Origin of the sequence: Knoellia subterranea KCTC 19937 (assembly GCF_000768685.1) — a bacterium.
In the GTDB taxonomy this organism is placed as follows: domain Bacteria; phylum Actinomycetota; class Actinomycetes; order Actinomycetales; family Dermatophilaceae; genus Knoellia; species Knoellia subterranea.
This window is the reverse complement of sequence record NZ_AVPK01000006.1, coordinates 133353-149384: the sequence shown is the minus strand read 5'-3', so window position 1 is coordinate 149384 and position 16032 is coordinate 133353. Positions and strand designations below refer to the sequence as shown.

The window sequence follows — 16032 nt, the reverse complement described above, 5'->3', positions numbered from 1 at the left end:
TCAGGAGCCTTCCTCTGCGAGTGCGCTGGCTCGATCCTCGTCGGGACGGTCGGCGGCCTCGATCAGGGACAGCACCTCGTGCGCGCGCACCGTGCCCACGAGCTCACCGGAGTCGTCGACGATGACGCCGCGACGCGATGGCGAGGACAACGCCGCATCGAGAGCCCCGCGCAACGAACCGGATGCCCGCGCGACCGTGCCACCGCGGTGCAGGTGCTCCGTTCGGACCTCCGCGTCGATCCGCGAGGGTTCGACCCAGCCCAGCGGCCGGTGGGCGTCATCGACGACGAGCACCCACGGCACCGACAGGTCAGCGACCGACTCCCCGAGCACCACCGTGCGCTCGTTCGCCAACGGCAGCCGCGGAGTCGGCTGGAACTGCAGCGACCGATAGCCACGGTCGCGCCCCACGAAGTCCGCGACGAAGTCGTCGACCGGGTGCGCCAGCAGATAGGCGGGGTCGGAGATCTGCGCGAGCTTGCCGCCGACGCGCAGCACCGCCACCTGGTCACCCAGCTTGATCGCCTCGTCGATGTCGTGGGTGACGAAGATGATCGTCTTGCCCAATTCACCCTGGAGGTCCAGGAATACGTCCTGAAGTTGCTCTCGCACAACGGGATCCACCGCGCTGAAGGGCTCATCCATGAGCATGACCGGCGGGTCCGCCGCGAGCGCCCGGGCCACTCCGACGCGTTGCTGCTGGCCACCGGACAACTGTGACGGATAGCGATCGGCGAGCTCGGGGGCCAACCCCACGCGGGCCAGCAACTCGCGCGATCGTTCGCGGGTCTCCTTCTTGTCCCACCCGAGGAGTCGCGGCACGGTCCCCACGTTGTCGAGGACGGTGCGGTGCGGGAAGAGCCCCGCGTGCTGGATGACGTAGCCGATCCCGCGCCGCAGCTCGGCCTCGTTCATCGTGGCCGTGTCCTGGCCGTCGAGGCTGATCGTCCCGGTCGTCGGCTCGATCATCCGGTTGATCATCCGCAGCGACGTCGTCTTGCCACATCCGGACGGCCCGACGAACACCGTGATCCGACCGGTCGGCGCGGTGAGACTGAGGTCGTCGACGGCGACCGTCCCTCCGGGATACTGCTTCGTCACGTTGTCGAACCGGATCATGCGCATCCCTCACGTTCGCTGTCGGTCGAGCACCTGCTTTCCCGTATGCCGTGTGGCCCGGGTCCGCAGCCTCCAACGTAACGGGAGCGGACGGCATACGCGCAGATCAGGGGGCCGAGGATTCGGGACGGAACTTTCCGCCCAAAGGCGTCGTCAGATGGACAGAAAGTGAACAAACCGGCCTAGCATGGCGCCTCGTGGCACCCCAACGACGAGGACAGACCCGTGAGTAGCCCCGTGGCGAGCACCGTCGGTGCGGAGGGGCGGCGCGAACGGTGGATCGCGATCGGCTATCTGCTGCCCGCGCTCATCGTGTTCGGGCTCTTCATCTTCTGGCCGCTGGTGAAGTCGATCCTGTTGTCGGTCCAGGGCACGGACATCCTCGGCAACCCGAGCGGCTTCGTGGGGGCGGTGAACTACACGCGGCTCTTCAGTGATCCGGACTTCCTCCAGGTGCTGTGGGTGACGTTCGCGTTCACGGTTCTCACGGTCATCCCGAGCATCGCCATCGCCCTGCTCATTGCGCTGCTGCTCCAGGGGCGGATTCGCGGAGTTCGGTTCTTCCGCACCGCTTTTGCGCTCCCGTTCGCGTTCTCCGTGGCGACGGCGTCGGTGATCTTCGGCGTCCTGTTCAACCCTGCGAGCGGTGTCCTCAACGGCATCCTCAGCCACCTCGGCATCGACAAGGTGCAGTGGCTGACCAACCCCGACCTCGCCCTGTGGTCGGTGTCCGGCGCCACTGTGTGGATGCAAATCGGCTACAACCTGCTCGTCCTGTCGGCGGGGCTCGGCGCACTGCCCGAGGACATCCTCGAGGCCGCGCGGCTCGACGGCGCGAGCGGACTGCGACTCCAGCGCAGCATCGTCATGCCACTGCTCACCCCGCAGCTCTTCTTCCTCGTCGTCGTCGGCACGATCCACTCGCTGCAGAGCTTCGGCCAGATCAAGATCCTCACCGTCGGTGGACCCGAGGACCGGACGACGACCCTCGTCTACTCGATCTACGAGCAGGCGTTCGCCAACAACAACAGCAACTACGGCTACGCGTCGGCGCAGGCGATGGTGCTGCTCGTCATCGTCCTCATCATCACGGCCCTGCAATTCGGAGTGCTCGAGAGGAAGGTGTTCTACCGGTGAAGTCACGCAGGTTCGCCAACCTCGGCAGCTACCTCATCCTCGGGGTGCTGTTCCTCGTCGTCCTCTTCCCCGTCTACTACGGACTCGTCGGCTCCCTCATGGGCGAGCGCGACACCAACAGCTTCCCGCCAGCGCTGTGGCCCAAGAACGGGATTCACCCCGAGAACTACTCCAAGGCGCTCGACATCATTCCGCTGGGCAACCAGTACCTCACGAGCGTCCTCCAGACCCTCGGCATCACGCTCGGCCAGATGGTGACGAGTGCGCTCGCGGCCTACGCGTTCGTCTTCCTCAACCTGCGCTGGCGGGCGTTCTGGTTCGGCGTCTTCCTGTCGACGATGATGATCCCGTTCGAGTCGATCATCATCCCGAACTACCTGCTCATCTCGCAGTGGGGCCTCAAGGACACGATCGCCGGGCTGACGCTGCCGTTCCTTGCGACGGGCTTCGGGACGTTCCTGCTGCGGCAGTCGTTCCTGTCGTTCCCGATGGAGCTGCGGGACGCGGCGCGAGTGGATGGTGCGGGGCACTTCCGCTTCCTCTTCTCGATCCTGCTGCCGTTGTCGCGGCCGAGCCTTGCGGCGCTCGGGATCTGGTCGGCCCTGTCGGCCTGGAACATGTACTTCTGGCCGCTCCTCGCCACCGAGGACCCGAAGCACCAGACGATCCAGATCGGCATCAGCCAACTGCAGAGCTCGGACTCCGACTCCCCCGGCATGGTCCTCGCCGGCGTGATGCTCGCGCTCTTCCCCACGCTTCTGCTCGTCATCTTCGGGCAGCGCTTCATCGTCCGCGGGCTCACCGCGGGCGCCGTCAAGTGAACAAAGGAGTTCTCGTGATCAGCACGACTTCCAGCCCCTCGAGGGGCAGTCGGCTCCGGTATGCCGTGCCAGCCGTTGCGCTGTCGGCAAGCCTCGTGCTCGCCGCCTGTGGCGGTGGCTCCGGATCCGACGGGGACAGCGACGGGGGCGGCACGGGGGCTCCCGCGGCCGACGTCCTCGACAAGGCCAGCGGTGTCACCACGGTGGCGTTCTGGCACGCCATGGACGGCACGAACGCCGAGGCGCTCGACAAGCTCGTCGCGGAGTTCAATGCGGCGAACACCGGCAAGATCGAGGTCAAGTCGACCTATGCCGGCAAGTACGACGACGCCATCACGAAGTACAAGGCGGCGATCCAGAGCAAGTCGACCCCGGACGTCATCCAGATCTATGACATCGGCACCCGCTTCATGATCGACGCGAAGCAGACCATCCCGATGCAGGCGTTCATCGACCGCGACAAGCTCGACGTGTCGGACCTCCAGCCCAACATCACGGGCTACTACAGCATCGACGACAAGCTGAACTCGATGCCGTTCAACACCTCGATGCCGGTTCTGTACTTCAACAAGACCCTCTTCAAGAAGGCCGGCCTCGACCCGGAGAACCCGCCGCAGGACCTCGCTGGCATCCGTGCCGCCGCCGAGAAGCTGTCCAAGAAGGGCGGCGGCCCTGCGGACTACGGTTTCGGTGCCGCAATCTATGGCTGGCTGCTCGAGCAGTTCATCGCCACGGACGGCAAGGAGTACTGCGACCAGGGCAACGGTCGTGACGGCAAGGCGACCAAGGTGCTGTTCGACAGCCCGGAGAGCGTCGAGGTCGTGAAGTGGTGGCAGACCATGGTGAAGGACGGCCTGGCCGCCAACACCGGTCGTGACACCAAGGCCGCCCAGGCCGCGTTCAAGTCGGGGCAGCTCGCGATCACGCTCGAGTCGACCGGTCAGCTCGGCGGCTTCAGCAAGGCTGCCAAGGAGGGCGGCTGGGAGCTCGGTGCGGCGAACTACCCGCACATCAAGGCCGGCACCGAGGGCGGCCCGATCATCGGTGGCGCCTCGCTGTGGATCAACGGCGCCAACCACGAGGACGTGCAGAAGGAAGCCGCCTGGCGGTTCGTGAAGTTCCTCGCGGACAAGAAGAGCCAGGCGCAGTGGCACACCGGCACGGGCTACTTCCCGATCAGCAAGGGCGCGCTCAACGAGCCCGAGGACGTCGCCTACCGCCAGGCCAACCCGCTCTTCGACGTCGCCGTCAAGCAGCTCGAGGGCACGAAGCTGAGCAAGGCCACGCAGGGCTGCCTCCTCGGTGTCATGCCGCAGGCTCGCAAGGCCTCCGAGGACGGGCTGGAGTCCGCCCTCAACGGCACCGACGCGCAGCAGGCCATGACCAAGGCCGCCGAGTCCCTCTCGGGTCAGATCAGCCAGTACAACAGCTCGGTCCAGTAACCCGCGGACCGAACCCGTCAGCCCGCGAGGCTGGCGAAGGGTGACGCCTCCTCGAGATCGAAGGCGATCTCGAGGAGGCGTCGCTCTTCCCCGCGCCGCGCCGACAGCATGATCCCGACCGGGCGACCGTCATCGGTCTGCCCCAGCGGCAAGGAGATCGCCGGAGCACCGGTGGCGTTGGCGAGTGGCGTGAACGCGGCGTAGCGCACCAGCTTCTCGAAGTGCTCCTCGAACGACTGGTCCGCGCCGAGGTAGCCGATCCGGGGCGCGTTGTGCACGAGCACTGGCGACAGGACGAGGTCGACGTCGCCAAAACGCTTCTGCTGCACCGCTCCTGACGCGGCGAGCCGGGCGATGAAGAGCGGTGTCCGGTGGGCCCGGCGGCGGAACCGCTTGGCCAGTCCGAGCGTGAGTGGGTCGAGCTGAGCGGCATCGAAGCCCGAGCCGAACATTCCTCCGCGATTGGACGACACGGCATACGCAAGCAGTGACCAGTAGTCCTCGAAGTCCGCCTTGAAGAACGTCGGGATGGGCGGGACGTAGTCAACAACGCTGTGCCCCAACGATTCCAGCAGGGTGGCGGTCCGTTCGACGGCGGCACGAGCGTCGGCGTCCGAGGGCGGCGCGACGGGCGAGTCGAACATCATCCCGACGCGCAGCGGCCGGGCCGGACCGTCCTCGACGTGACCGATCGGCTGGAGCCTGGTGTTGCGGTAGCTCCGTTCGGCCGCCTCGAAGAAGCGCGCGGTGTCACGGACCGAACGGGTCAGGACGCCGTCGACGACGACCCTGACCGGCATCGTCGCGTTGCCCTCGTCGAGTCGCAGCCGACCCCGCGTCGCCTTGAGCCCGACGAGTCCGCACACGGCTGCCGGGATGCGGATCGAGCCACCGCCGTCGTTGCCGTGCGCGAAGGGCAGCGCGCCGCTCGCGACGAGGGCGGCCGAGCCGCCGGATGAACCACCGCTGCTGTATGCCGTGTCCCACGGGTTGCGGGTCACGTCACCTCCGACGCGTTCGGTCGTCGCGGTCCAGCCGAACTCGGGCATCGTCGTCGAACAGACGGGGATGACGCCGGTGTCGAAGAACTGCTTGGTGAAGGCGCCGTCGAGGTCTCCCGGCACCTTCGGGACGGCACGCGAACCCATGCCGGCCGGCATACCTGCGACGTGGATGTTCTCCTTCGTGGCGGTGGGGACGCCCGCGAAGGCGCCCCGAGTGCGACCCTGCGCGACGCGCGCTGCGCGGGCCCGGGCGCGATCGTGGTCGGTGGAGGCGACGGCATTGAGGTCCGCGTTGACAGCCTCGACGCGAGCGATCGCTGCGTCGACGGCCTCGCTGGCCGAGATCTCACCTCGAGCGATGCGTTCGGCGACTCCGGTCGCGTCGTCGGTGCCCAGCGCATCATCGGTGAACGCGCTGACACGCGTCGTTGCAGCAGTCATGCACCATTCCTACCCGACGGTAGGTGGTGAGAATGGGCCGTGTGACCGACTACCTTGCCCGCGACACGGCGCGAGGTCGCGCCACCCTCACCGCCGTGACGCTCGGGTCGGGCATCGCGATCCTCGACGGATCCGTCGTCAACGTCGCGCTGCGCACGATCGGCACCGAACTCGACGCATCGCTCGAACAACTGCAATGGGTCATCAACGGCTACATGCTGGCGTTGGCGTCGCTCGTCCTCGTCGGCGGCGCGCTCGGCGACCGGTTGGGGCGGCGGCGGGTCTATCTCGTCGGCATGGGCTGGTTCCTCGTCGCCAGCGCGCTGTGCGCCGTGGCCCAGACGCCGGGGCAGCTCGTCGCGATGCGGGTGCTTCAGGGCGTGGGCGCTGCACTGTTGACGCCGGGTGGGCTGGCGATCATCCAGTCGGCGTTCCGACCCGAGGACCGCGCCGGGGCGATCGGCACGTGGGCCGGGATGTCCGGCATCGCTGCAGCGATCGGGCCGTTCGTCGGCGGGTGGCTGGTCGACAACGGCGGCTGGCGCTGGATCTTCGGCATCAACGTGCCCCTGTGCCTCGTCGTCATCGCCATGACGGTGTGGGCGGCCCCCGAGACGCGGGACTCGGAAGCGTCGGGGCGCCGGTTCGACCTGCCGGGGGCCGCGCTCACGGTGGTGGCGTTGGGTGCCCTCACCTATGCACTCACGGGATCCTCGACGATGGGGCGGGGCCTCCTCGTCGGGCTGCTGGTGGCCGCTGCCCTCGCGGCTGTGGGGTTCGTCGTCGTCGAACGCCGTTCTCGCACACCGTTGGTGCAGCTCTCGCTGTTCGGAGATCGGATCTTCTCCGCCGCCAACGCGATGACGCTCGTGGTCTATGGCGCGCTGGGCGTCGTCTTCTTCATCCTCGTCCTGCACCTTCAGGTCTCCGCCGGCTGGTCCGCCCTGTCTGCCGGGCTCACCGGGCTGCCCGTGACGATCGCGCTCATGTTCCTGTCCTCGCGGGCGGCGCAGCTGTCTGCTCGAATCGGGCCTCGCGTCCCCATGTCTCTCGGGCCGGTCGTGTGCGCTGTGGGTGCGCTGATGCTGCTCCCCGCGGGAGCCGGTGCGACGTGGTGGACGGTGCTGCCAGGTCTGGTCGTCTTTGCCCTCGGACTGGCACTGCTCGTCTCACCACTCACGTCGACCGTGTTGGCAGCGGCGCCGGACCGGTTCGCCGGTGTCGCGAGCGGGGTGAACAACGCTGTGGCCCGAGCGGGTTCTCTGCTCGCGGTGGCGGCCCTGCCGGCACTGGTGGGGCTGTCGGGCGACGACTATCAGGACCCTTCAGCGATGACGTCGGGCTTCCGGGCTTCAATGGTCATCTGCGCCGTGCTGCTCACCGTCGGCGGCGTCGTGAGCTGGTTCGGTCTCGCCGGCACCCACGGCACCACCCCCACCCCCGAACACGACTCGCCAATCTCCCGTCCCTGACCCCGAGCACCGCCCCTAACTCCCCAATTGGGTGACTTCGGGACATCAACGCCCCCCGAGTCCCCGTCCCTAACTCCCCAATTGGGTGACTTCGGGACGCGGGAGGAGGGCGGTGGTGACGAAGTCGGCGACCTCGCGGTGCCACGTCGCGGCATGCCTGAGCATGGCGTGGCCCTCCCCTTCGACCGGCCGCCACGTGACATCGGCGCCACGCGCCCGCAGTTCCTCCCCGAGCACTTGCGTCCGACGCGGGTCCGTCGTTCGATCGAGCAGACCGTGCATGAGCAGGACGTCCAACCCCGGTCGGCCGGGACGAGGATCGCCCGGCTCGACCCACGGCGCGAGCGCCGCGATGGCCCGGACGCCCGGTTCACCGGCCAGGTGGGTGACGACGCGACCACCCATGGAGTGGCCGATCAGCGCGAGGGGCAGGCCGGCATACCGGCTGCGAATGCGCTCCAACGCCCAACGGGCGTCGACGAGCGGGGTCTGTTCGTCCCCGTTCCACCCGTGATAGCGGTTCTTGAGGCGGACGACTGCCAGCCGATCGCCGGCGGCTCGCTCGATCGCCCGGGCGAACGGCCACATACGCAGCACCGGCCCTTCCCACCAGGGCATCGGGCCGTAGCCCTTCTCGCCTCCGCCGTGGATGACGAGCGCCACGCCCTCCGGTGAGGCCGGCATCGTGCCACGCAGGTCGTGCGTGACGAGCCGACCCAGGGGGTCCTTCACCCGGCGCCGATCTCGGCGACGAGCCACGCGGCATACGCGGCACTGGCCTCGACGATCGGCACCGCGATGATCTCGGGCGTCTCGTACGGATGGATCTCGCCCACCCGCTCGAGGATCGCGTCGAAGCGGGAGCGGTGCGTCTTGGCGAGCACCAGCTGCTCCTCCGCGGTGGTCACGGCACCGTCCCAGCGGAACGTCGAGGTCACACCGGGCAGCACCTGCGTGCACGCCGCGAGCCGCTCCTCGACCAGCACCGAGGCGATGCGCGGCGCATCAGTCGCCGGAGCCGCGATGCGCACCTCGAGCAGACCGTTGCCGCTGCCGACCCCTGGCATCCCCGCGACGCCGGTCATGCTCACACCTGCGTGCGGTGGAAGTTCTTGAACGAGCGGCTCGCCGTCGGGCCGCGCTGGCCCTGGTAGTGCGAGCCGTACTTCGCCGAGCCATACGGGTTCTCGACCGGGCTCGACACGCGGAAGAAGCAGAGTTGACCGACCTTCATGCCGGGCCAGAGCTTGATCGGCAACGTCGCAACATTCGACAGCTCGAGCGTCACGTGCCCCGAGAAGCCCGGGTCGACGAAGCCGGCAGTCGCGTGGGTCAGGAGCCCGAGACGGCCGAGACTCGACTTGCCCTCGACGCGCGCGGCCACGTCGTCGGGCAGCGTCACCGTCTCGTAGATCGAGCCCAGGACGAACTCGCCGGGGTGGAGCACGAACGGTTCGTCCGGCTCCACCTCGACGAGTCGCGTCAGGTCCGGCTGGTCCTCGGCCGGGTCGATGTAGGGGTACTTGTGGTTGTCGAAGAGCCTGAAGAATCGGTCCAGGCGCACGTCGATGCTGCTCGGTTGGATCATCTCCGGATCCCACGGGTCGAGGATGACCCGTCCGTTGTCGATCTCGGCCTTGATGTCACGGTCGCTCAGCAGCACCCGGCCAATTTAGCCGTGATCGGCGAACCTGTGGGCGTCGGCCGGAATGAGGCGGGTCGCCATCGCGACGACGCCCAGGAGCGCGATCGCGACGAGAAGGACGATGACGTATGCCGGCCGCAACAGTTCCAGCGGCAGCTGCCCCTCCTGCCGTGCGGCCACTTCGAAGAAGAGCGTCCCCAGGGCGGCGGCTCCGACGGCGTTCGCGAGCTGCGTCGTCGTGTTGAACAGACCCGACGCGGAGCCGGCGTGGCGTCCGTCGACCTTGGCCAGACCGAGAGGTGCGATCGACGACACCATGAAGCCGAACCCGAGACCCACGACGCCGAACACAGGGACGAAGGCCCAGAAGGACGCCGTCGTGGTCGCGTCACCGGCGACGATGGCGAGGAATCCGACTCCCGCAGCCATGATCACCGCGCCGATGAGCAGGACCTGGCGACCGATCCTGGGCATGAGCACGGCAGCACCGGAGCCTGCGCCGATCGTGGCCGTGATCGCGAACGGGATGTTGACGAGCCCGGCCTTGAGCACCGACCAGCCGAGAGCGACCTGGAGGAAGAGCGTGGTCGACAGGAAGTAGCCGGCACACACGATGAAGAGAACCGAGCCGACGATCGTGGCGCCGCGGAATCCGCGACCCGAGCGACCGGCATACAGGGACGTCGTGACGAGCGGGTCTCCACCGCGGGACTCATCGCTGCGCTGGGACCGGAGGAAGGCGATCAGGCCGACGATGCCAGCACCCATGAGCGCGAAGGACCACGTCGGCCAGCCGAGTTCGTGACCCATCGTGAGCGGGTACAGGATCGCGAGCAGGCCTGCGGCGAGGGCGAATACGGAGCGCGCGTTGATGCGGACGGGGTGCTCGGAGCGTGATTCGGGGATGAAGCGGATGGCGGCGACCAGCGCGATGACGCCGACCGGGATGTTGACGAGGAAGACAGCGCGCCAGCTGCTGGCCTCCGTGAGCACCGCTCCGAGGATCGGGCCCATGACACTCGCGAGGCCGGCCAGACCGGAGAAGATGCCCATCGCGGTGCCGCGCTCGTGGGGTGCGTACATGACCTGGATGCTCGTCAGGACCTGCGGCACCATCGCTGCCGCGGCGATGCCCTGAAGCGCCCGGAAGGCCACGAGGAGTTCGACGTTGGGCGCCCAGCCGCACGCCGCGGAGGCGATCGTGAAGCCGACGAGGCCGAGGAGGAAGAGGCGCTTGCGGCCGAAGCGGTCGCCGAGTCGGGCGCCAGTGATGAGGGCGATGCCGAACGCGAGCGGGTATGCGGCGACGACCCACTGGAGCATCGACGCGCTCGCGTTGAGCGAGGCCTCGATCGTCGGGAGGGCGACGTTGACGATCGTGACGTCGATCAGCTCCATCATAGAGGCGAGGAGGAGGCTGACGAGGGCAAGAGTGCGGGCGCGGCCGCAAATGGGTGTGCGGTGGGCGCTGGTCGGAGCCTGGACTTCTGGAGCTGTCGTTGTGGTCATGATTCGACGCTAGAAGGCATTCCGGTCACTTTCTGACCGCTGTGTTTGGGAGTCTTGAGTCATGGCAAACACGAGTTCCCGGACGCTGCGGTTGTTGTCGTTGCTCCAGACGCACCGGTTCTGGCCGGGTGGTGAGTTGGCCTCGCGACTCGAGGTGTCGGAGCGGACGCTGCGCCGTGACGTCGAGCGGTTGCGCGAGCTGGGCTATCCGGTGTCGTCGTCACGCGGGGTCGATGGTGGGTATCAGTTGGGCGCCGGCGGGTCGATGCCTCCGCTCGTCGTCGACGAGGACGAGGCGATCGCGATGGTCGTGGCCCTGGGGCAGACGGCGTCGGCGCAGTCAGGTGCTCTGGCGGACTCGACGCTGTCCGCGCTGTCGAAGGTCGTGCAGGTGCTGCCGACCCGGCTCCGGCGTCGGGCCGAGTCGCTGCGCGCTGTCACGGTGGACTCGCCGTTTGCCACGGCACCCGAGGTCGAGGCGTCGGTGCTCGGTGCGATCGCGCAGGCGATCCGGGACTCGGAGCGAATTCGGTTCTCCTACACCGCTCGTGGCGGATCGGGTGCAGGTGCAGAGGTGCGCCGCCACGTCGAACCCCACCAGCTGGTGACTGTTGGGCGGCGTTGGTACCTGCTGGCGTTCGACCTCGAGCGCGCGGACTGGCGATCCTTCCGCCTCGACCGACTGACCGAGCCACTCGGAACGAAGTCCCTCTTCCGGAGACGAGCGATCCCGGGAGGCGACGCCGCGGCATACGTGAAAGCCGGCCTGCAAGGCCGCAACGATGCGCACCGACTCGTCACTGTCGTGCACGCGCCGGTGGCCGACGTCGAGAAGCGGATCGGGCGATGGACGACCGTCGAGGATCTGGGGGATGGGCGCTGCCGTGTGTCAGCGGAGTCGCGTGATGTCGGGTTCCTGCTGCTCGGGATGGGGCTCGTCGAGGCACCGTTCACGATCGAGGACGCGAGCCCGGGTGTGCGCGAGACGATGGCGTCGTGGGCCGAGCGGTTCGACGCGGCGGCGACCGGTGCGGCTGGAGGTGCAGGCTCCGACACGGGCGGGGCGGTGGGTTAAACTCACGTCCGCGCCTCTCTCGTGGGGGCGCTTGCCGGTGTAGCTCAATGGTAGAGCGCCAGCTTCCCAAGCTGGACACGCGGGTTCGATTCCCGTCACCGGCTCCACCACGTTTCCGCAGGTCACAGGCTTAACCCGCCGCGCTAGGGGACGATGCGCAACCTCCTACACGCTTGGCCGTGCAACAGGCGTGCAATAGGGCCTTTGGCGGGGCTGACCGACTACCACTTGCCCATCAAACACTTGCTGATGCGGACAAGCCTGGCACTCCACCGCGATACGCCCGTCGATGGCGCCTCGCAGTACAGCGAGCACGCATGGCGATTGCTCGCGCCGACGACAATGGACGGCGGACCCATGCTCAACGTTGAGTACCTGGCGACTTTCGAGGTGCACAGCGACTTCGTGCGTCGCCGACTCGCGTATGTCGACAACGTTGCCGACGGCGCGACCAGCCTTCTCGAAGGTGACACCCTTAAGCGGAAACTCATTTGCTCCCGTTACACCGAAGGCCTCCCCGCCGTCGCCCCCGAGCGCCTGGCTGACCTTCGAGACGCCATGACGGAGTATGCATCCGCCGTACGCACGTCATCAGCAGGTCGGAGAACTGGCCTACTGCCGAATTGACCTCTGTTAGATCAAGGCGCCGACTGCGTCGGCGCCCGGCCTGCGGTCGGCGCTTGCCGCGCCGTCCTCGGCCTCACTGGCTTCTAGAGTCCTACAAGCTCGCGGGTGAGCATATTTCGTCGATACAGGCGCGCATCTTGCGCTCGAGGCGCTCTGCGAGAACCCAAATCGTTCGCGCATAATTCTCGACATCCTGCGTGGTTGGCTTCCGCTCCCGATCGCCGTGCGCGATCGCGTTTCTGCAACCAACCACATCAGTTAAAAAGTTCTCGATACTGACTGTACTGATCTCTTCTTCATCACCGGGAACGTCCAAGTCGCCAGCGCAGACACTTCGAGGATCACCCATATGGGCGAAAAGATCGTCGATTACGTGCGCCTTTGCATTTGTCACCAGACGACTAAGGCGATCGCTTTTCAGCGTTCCCGCCGGGGGCTTAGCGCGGTCATTCCAAAGGGAAGCCTGCACATCCAACTTTCTGAGCAGAGCCTTGCGCTGTGCCTCGTCCTGCGATGACACTACTTCCTGCAAGGCGGGCAGCGTGTGCAGTTCACGAAGCTTGATAGGCAGAAGCCGTGACTCTATTGCACCAGTGCTTATGGAGTCGACGAATTCTCGCGCCAATCCCTGAAGATACCCTTCAAAGTGACTGACGAGCAAGACCACAGCGGCTCGATTCAGTGCGTTGACCTGACCAGGGGTTGCACTCTCACCTTGCAAGTGAATTAGAAGTCTACACTCATCAATTCCCGCATCAAGTTCCGACAGAGAATCAGTCCGTGCCGGCATGGCCGACCTCATCCCCACTCTCAGAATCAGCAACGATCGCGATCGGCAGAGTTAGTTCCACGTCGACTGCCTCAAGCATCGCGGCCACAGAACGGATGCGCCCGTACATCCGTTGCTTGTCGGCGGTTGCACGCCCGATAGAAGAAGAAAATGCGTCGTCCACGAGCAGAGCGCTAAGGTAAGATGACATTTCCACCTCGCGCAGTTGATCAGGGTCTTTGACAAAAGCCAGCGGAAGCATGATGGCGTCAAACAGGGCCTTGTTGACAGGGTTCTTGGAGCTGGGACTCCGGAAGGGCGTACCGCCAAACGCCTCGTTGGCAAGGTGCAGGATCCCCCTGAACTTCTGGACCTCATCTGGCGTGAGAGCCTTGTTTCGCCGGGTCCGCATGTATGTGTTCAGGAATTGCCTAAGCGGTGGTGCATAGTCTGGCAAACCATCCACCAGCGCGAAAAACCGCAAGGCGATCTCTTCGACAAGCATTCGAGTATTGCGTGAGACCCCCAAGGCGGAACGGATGTCATTGTCCTTCGCCAATTCCTTAAGCGAGTCGTTGAACGCGCCCCGATAAACGGAGTTGCGCAATTCCTGAGCATTAAGGACCGCGGCGCCAGTATTGAGACGTTCGAAAACATCGAACTTGATATCCGGGTCGCTTTCTTCAGTGATAACTATACAGCGAATAGTCCTATTCTGAAGGCGCCTCTGGTCACGGGCGTCGAGCTCCTTGAAATTCTTCCCATTAAGTTCCGACAGAACTGACAAGTTGGACAGACGGCTCTCATTCTCTAGGAATCTCTTGATTGCGGTAAGTCGCTGGAGACCGTCAATTACCTCATAGCCGCCGTCCTCAACTTCTGCGAAGTAGCAGACTGGGATGGGAACGTTGAGGAGGAGTGATTCGATAAGCCGACTGGCCTTCCCCGCATCCCAGACATACTGGCGCTGATACTCGATCGACAGGGCAATACGACCAGATTCGATGTCCGAGCTAAGGCTGTGGACCGGGAAGTCGTATGGCTGTGTGACCAGCTTTCGATCGCTTTTCGAGAGATCGAGCGGCTCGGCCTGCTCCGCCGTCGGATCATCGTCCAACTGGTCGTCCTCAACGTCAGTGATGCCCTCAGTCACTTCGCCCCTCCTAGGTCCAAAATCAACTCTCCTGTTGTGACGTCACGTTACGCGAGGCGACGCCTTTATGCCTGGCGATGAAGGCCCATCCATCCCCTTCTTCGCTTGGAGGGCGAGGTTGCCCCCGTGCCGGACGGCGACCGCCTTAGCGAGGTGGCACTTCTGCTTCCATCGCTACCGATGTCTCCCCTAGGTGATCGCGCACGCGACATCCTCGAGCTCCTGTCGCTGTCTGTGACACCCGGATGCGAGAGCGTAGTGATCGGTCAGAGTGTGAGAACCATTGGCCCACTCGCCGAGCGGTTGAATGGACGGCGGTGCCAGGTTCAGGCGCTCTAGCCGTATGAGGTTGTGGCCGAGGTAACAGCCAAGGGACGCTGCGATCCGCGAGTCATCGCCAGGCCCTCCTCGACGCAAGGGTGCTGCTCGCATGGTGCCAGTGGGCCACTAGCGGACCATGAGTGGCGGTACGTGGGGGTCTGTCAGGGGCAGTGGCGGGCAGCCGATTGTGCTCGGCAAGCGTGTTCGTGCGGGGGTTCGTGAGATTCCCAAGCTGGACACGCGGGTTCGATTCCCGTCACCGGCTCCACAGCCTGATGATTGACCACACGAGTTCCGCGGCAGTGGGATTGAATGCAGTGGGGCGTCGCAGAAGGCGATGCGCATTCAGGAGGGCGGGCGACTGATGCGTCGCAACGACACGTTTGTCGCAGTCGGAGCTGCCGTGGCCATTCTGATTACCGGATGTTCGGGTGGGGCCATCGAGGACGCAGAGGACTCCGTCGCTGCAGTCCGCGGCACTGCCCTGGCCGACGGGTCGACGCTGGACTCCTGCCTGGGCAAGGCCGGCTACGACATCACTGACGCCGAAGCCCTCGCGGCAGATGTCGACGAGCGCTCCTTCGGCAACGGCGACCGTTTCCACGTCGTCACCGTGGGCTCGGCCGATCACGAGATCCGGTTCACGGTCATCCCTGAACGAGGCTTCGTCTTCCCCTACGACGACGCCTCGGCCGCCTTGCTGGCAGCAGCTGGCTGCGCGGTGGACGGCAAGCCTCTCAACGAGAAGACGACCTGACCGGCGGACTATCAGCTCGGCTGGCTAGCGACCGCATCACACGGGCGATGGCCCATCACAGAGGCGAGCTGATCGTTCCGCGGTAGGCGAACAGCCACCCACAGCCCGGTCATCGTCGCCACGAAGCCCCCAGGAGACAGCGGCTCAGCCGCCAGGGACCATCCAGCGCAGGATCTGCACGAGCCCGACGATCGCGCACACCACGACGAACGCGGCGATGATCCACGCGATGAGCTGAGCCGCGTCGAACCCACCTGACGACGAAGAACCCGCCGCCGAACCCGACGCCGCGACGACCGCCGCACCAGACCCAGCCTTCGACGCCGCCGCATCCGACGCATCGCGCGCCTCGAGTGCCTTGGCCCGCAGCGCCTCGACCTTCTTGGAGCGCGGCTCCTGACGAACCGACCGCGGCAACGAACGCCACATCGCACCGAAGTCATCCGCGTGCGCGGCCCGCCAGGCCTCCACCGCCGCCTCGACCTCCGGCCCCTTCACGCCGGCACCGAACCACGCGGCGCCCGCCGCCGGCAGGTCGCCCATCCCGTGGTGCACCTCGCCGAGCAGACGCAACGCCTCGACGTCCCGCTCCTCACGCACGTGGGCGGCCAGGACGTCACGGGCGACCCAGAGTTGCTGGTTGTCGATGGCAGTGGTCGCCTCGGCGACGGGGGTGCTCTCGGGGGACTGCTCAGGCATGAAATCCAGCGAACCACACGTGTGCACCGGTCCCGGGGACC

At 66.2% G+C, this 16032-nt stretch carries 15 protein-coding genes and 1 tRNA gene; 7 read left to right on the top strand and 9 right to left on the bottom strand.

Annotation, left to right across the window (positions count from 1 at the left end; genetic code table 11):
- Window positions 1-1119: an ABC transporter ATP-binding protein gene (locus N803_RS11620; protein ID WP_035905655.1), complete on the bottom strand. Its 1119-nt coding sequence runs from the start codon at window positions 1117-1119 to the stop codon at window positions 1-3.
- 225 nt (window positions 1120-1344) lie between these two features.
- Between N803_RS11620 and N803_RS11615 the strand changes: the two genes are divergently transcribed.
- Genes N803_RS11615 through N803_RS11605 form a run of 3 tightly spaced genes read left to right on the top strand, consistent with a single transcriptional unit; the run spans window position 1345 to window position 4519 of the window.
- Window positions 1345-2256, top strand: coding sequence for a carbohydrate ABC transporter permease (locus N803_RS11615; protein WP_035905416.1), 912 nt, complete (start codon window positions 1345-1347; stop codon window positions 2254-2256).
- On the top strand, window positions 2253-3077 hold the full coding sequence (locus N803_RS11610) for a carbohydrate ABC transporter permease (RefSeq protein ID WP_035905415.1): 825 nt from the start codon (window positions 2253-2255) through the stop codon (window positions 3075-3077). The genes N803_RS11615 and N803_RS11610 overlap by 4 nt, the downstream gene beginning before the upstream one ends.
- A gap of 14 nt (window positions 3078-3091) precedes the next feature.
- Entirely contained in the window at window positions 3092-4519 is a 1428-nt protein-coding gene (locus N803_RS11605) for an ABC transporter substrate-binding protein (RefSeq protein ID WP_245617218.1), read from the top strand.
- A 17-nt stretch (window positions 4520-4536) separates the two neighbouring features.
- Here N803_RS11605 and N803_RS11600 read toward each other — a convergent pair whose 3' ends face one another.
- A complete protein-coding gene (locus tag N803_RS11600) occupies window positions 4537-5964 on the bottom strand; it encodes an amidase (RefSeq protein ID WP_035905413.1) in 1428 nt (475 codons plus the stop codon).
- A 32-nt stretch (window positions 5965-5996) separates the two neighbouring features.
- Here N803_RS11600 and N803_RS11595 point away from each other — a divergent pair, with 32 nt between their 5' ends.
- Window positions 5997-7436 carry an MFS transporter gene (locus N803_RS11595; protein ID WP_052112205.1) on the top strand — a complete coding sequence of 480 codons (1440 nt, stop codon included), beginning with the start codon at window positions 5997-5999 and terminating at the stop codon, window positions 7434-7436.
- 69 nt (window positions 7437-7505) lie between these two features.
- Here N803_RS11595 and N803_RS11590 read toward each other — a convergent pair whose 3' ends face one another.
- From N803_RS11590 to N803_RS11575, 4 genes are read right to left on the bottom strand one after another with little or no spacing between them, the layout of a single operon-like run.
- A complete protein-coding gene (locus N803_RS11590; RefSeq protein WP_052112204.1) occupies window positions 7506-8168 on the bottom strand; it encodes an alpha/beta hydrolase in 663 nt (220 codons plus the stop codon).
- Window positions 8165-8521, bottom strand: a complete 357-nt coding sequence (cutA, locus tag N803_RS11585) for a divalent-cation tolerance protein CutA (RefSeq protein WP_211253509.1) — start codon at window positions 8519-8521, stop codon at window positions 8165-8167. The genes N803_RS11590 and cutA overlap by 4 nt, the downstream gene beginning before the upstream one ends.
- Before the next feature lie 2 nt (window positions 8522-8523).
- A complete protein-coding gene (dcd, locus tag N803_RS11580; protein ID WP_035905412.1) occupies window positions 8524-9099 on the bottom strand; it encodes a dCTP deaminase in 576 nt (191 codons plus the stop codon).
- A 9-nt stretch (window positions 9100-9108) separates the two neighbouring features.
- Complete coding sequence (locus N803_RS11575; protein ID WP_084764429.1) at window positions 9109-10590, bottom strand: MFS transporter; 1482 nt, start codon at window positions 10588-10590, stop codon at window positions 9109-9111.
- A 61-nt stretch (window positions 10591-10651) separates the two neighbouring features.
- Between N803_RS11575 and N803_RS11570 the strand changes: the two genes are divergently transcribed.
- Both N803_RS11570 and N803_RS11565 read left to right on the top strand, forming a co-directional pair.
- Window positions 10652-11665: a helix-turn-helix transcriptional regulator gene (locus N803_RS11570; protein WP_052112203.1), complete on the top strand. Its 1014-nt coding sequence runs from the start codon at window positions 10652-10654 to the stop codon at window positions 11663-11665.
- 33 nt (window positions 11666-11698) lie between these two features.
- Window positions 11699-11772, top strand: a tRNA-Gly gene (locus tag N803_RS11565).
- Between the two features lie 611 nt (window positions 11773-12383).
- Here the strand turns inward: N803_RS11565 and N803_RS18350 are convergent.
- Both N803_RS18350 and N803_RS11555 read right to left on the bottom strand, forming a co-directional pair.
- Window positions 12384-13082 (bottom strand): MAE_28990/MAE_18760 family HEPN-like nuclease, encoded by a 699-nt coding sequence (locus tag N803_RS18350; protein ID WP_156969760.1) that lies wholly within the window; start codon window positions 13080-13082, stop codon window positions 12384-12386.
- A complete protein-coding gene (locus N803_RS11555) occupies window positions 13066-14214 on the bottom strand; it encodes a DUF262 domain-containing protein (RefSeq protein WP_052112202.1) in 1149 nt (382 codons plus the stop codon). The genes N803_RS18350 and N803_RS11555 overlap by 17 nt, the downstream gene beginning before the upstream one ends.
- 724 nt (window positions 14215-14938) lie before the next feature.
- Here N803_RS11555 and N803_RS11550 point away from each other — a divergent pair.
- A complete protein-coding gene (locus N803_RS11550) occupies window positions 14939-15292 on the top strand; it encodes a hypothetical protein (protein ID WP_156969759.1) in 354 nt (117 codons plus the stop codon).
- 144 nt (window positions 15293-15436) lie between these two features.
- Here the strand turns inward: N803_RS11550 and N803_RS11545 are convergent, their stop codons facing one another.
- On the bottom strand, window positions 15437-15991 hold the full coding sequence (locus N803_RS11545) for a hypothetical protein (RefSeq protein WP_035905408.1): 555 nt from the start codon (window positions 15989-15991) through the stop codon (window positions 15437-15439).
- Window positions 15992-16032 lie beyond the last annotated feature (41 nt).

Coding starts and splice junctions, on each gene's coding strand:
- cutA (WP_211253509.1), bottom strand. CDS start 8,521: ATGACCGGCGTCGCGGGGATGCCAGGGGTCGGCAGCGGCAACGGTCTG.
- N803_RS11600 (WP_035905413.1), bottom strand. CDS start 5,964: ATGACTGCTGCAACGACGCGTGTCAGCGCGTTCACCGATGATGCGCTG.
- N803_RS18350 (WP_156969760.1), bottom strand. CDS start 13,082: ATGCCGGCACGGACTGATTCTCTGTCGGAACTTGATGCGGGAATTGAT.
- N803_RS11595 (WP_052112205.1), top strand. CDS start 5,997: ATGGGCCGTGTGACCGACTACCTTGCCCGCGACACGGCGCGAGGTCGC.
- N803_RS11570 (WP_052112203.1), top strand. CDS start 10,652: ATGGCAAACACGAGTTCCCGGACGCTGCGGTTGTTGTCGTTGCTCCAG.
- N803_RS11545 (WP_035905408.1), bottom strand. CDS start 15,991: ATGCCTGAGCAGTCCCCCGAGAGCACCCCCGTCGCCGAGGCGACCACT.
- N803_RS11620 (WP_035905655.1), bottom strand. CDS start 1,119: ATGATCCGGTTCGACAACGTGACGAAGCAGTATCCCGGAGGGACGGTC.
- N803_RS11575 (WP_084764429.1), bottom strand. CDS start 10,590: ATGACCACAACGACAGCTCCAGAAGTCCAGGCTCCGACCAGCGCCCAC.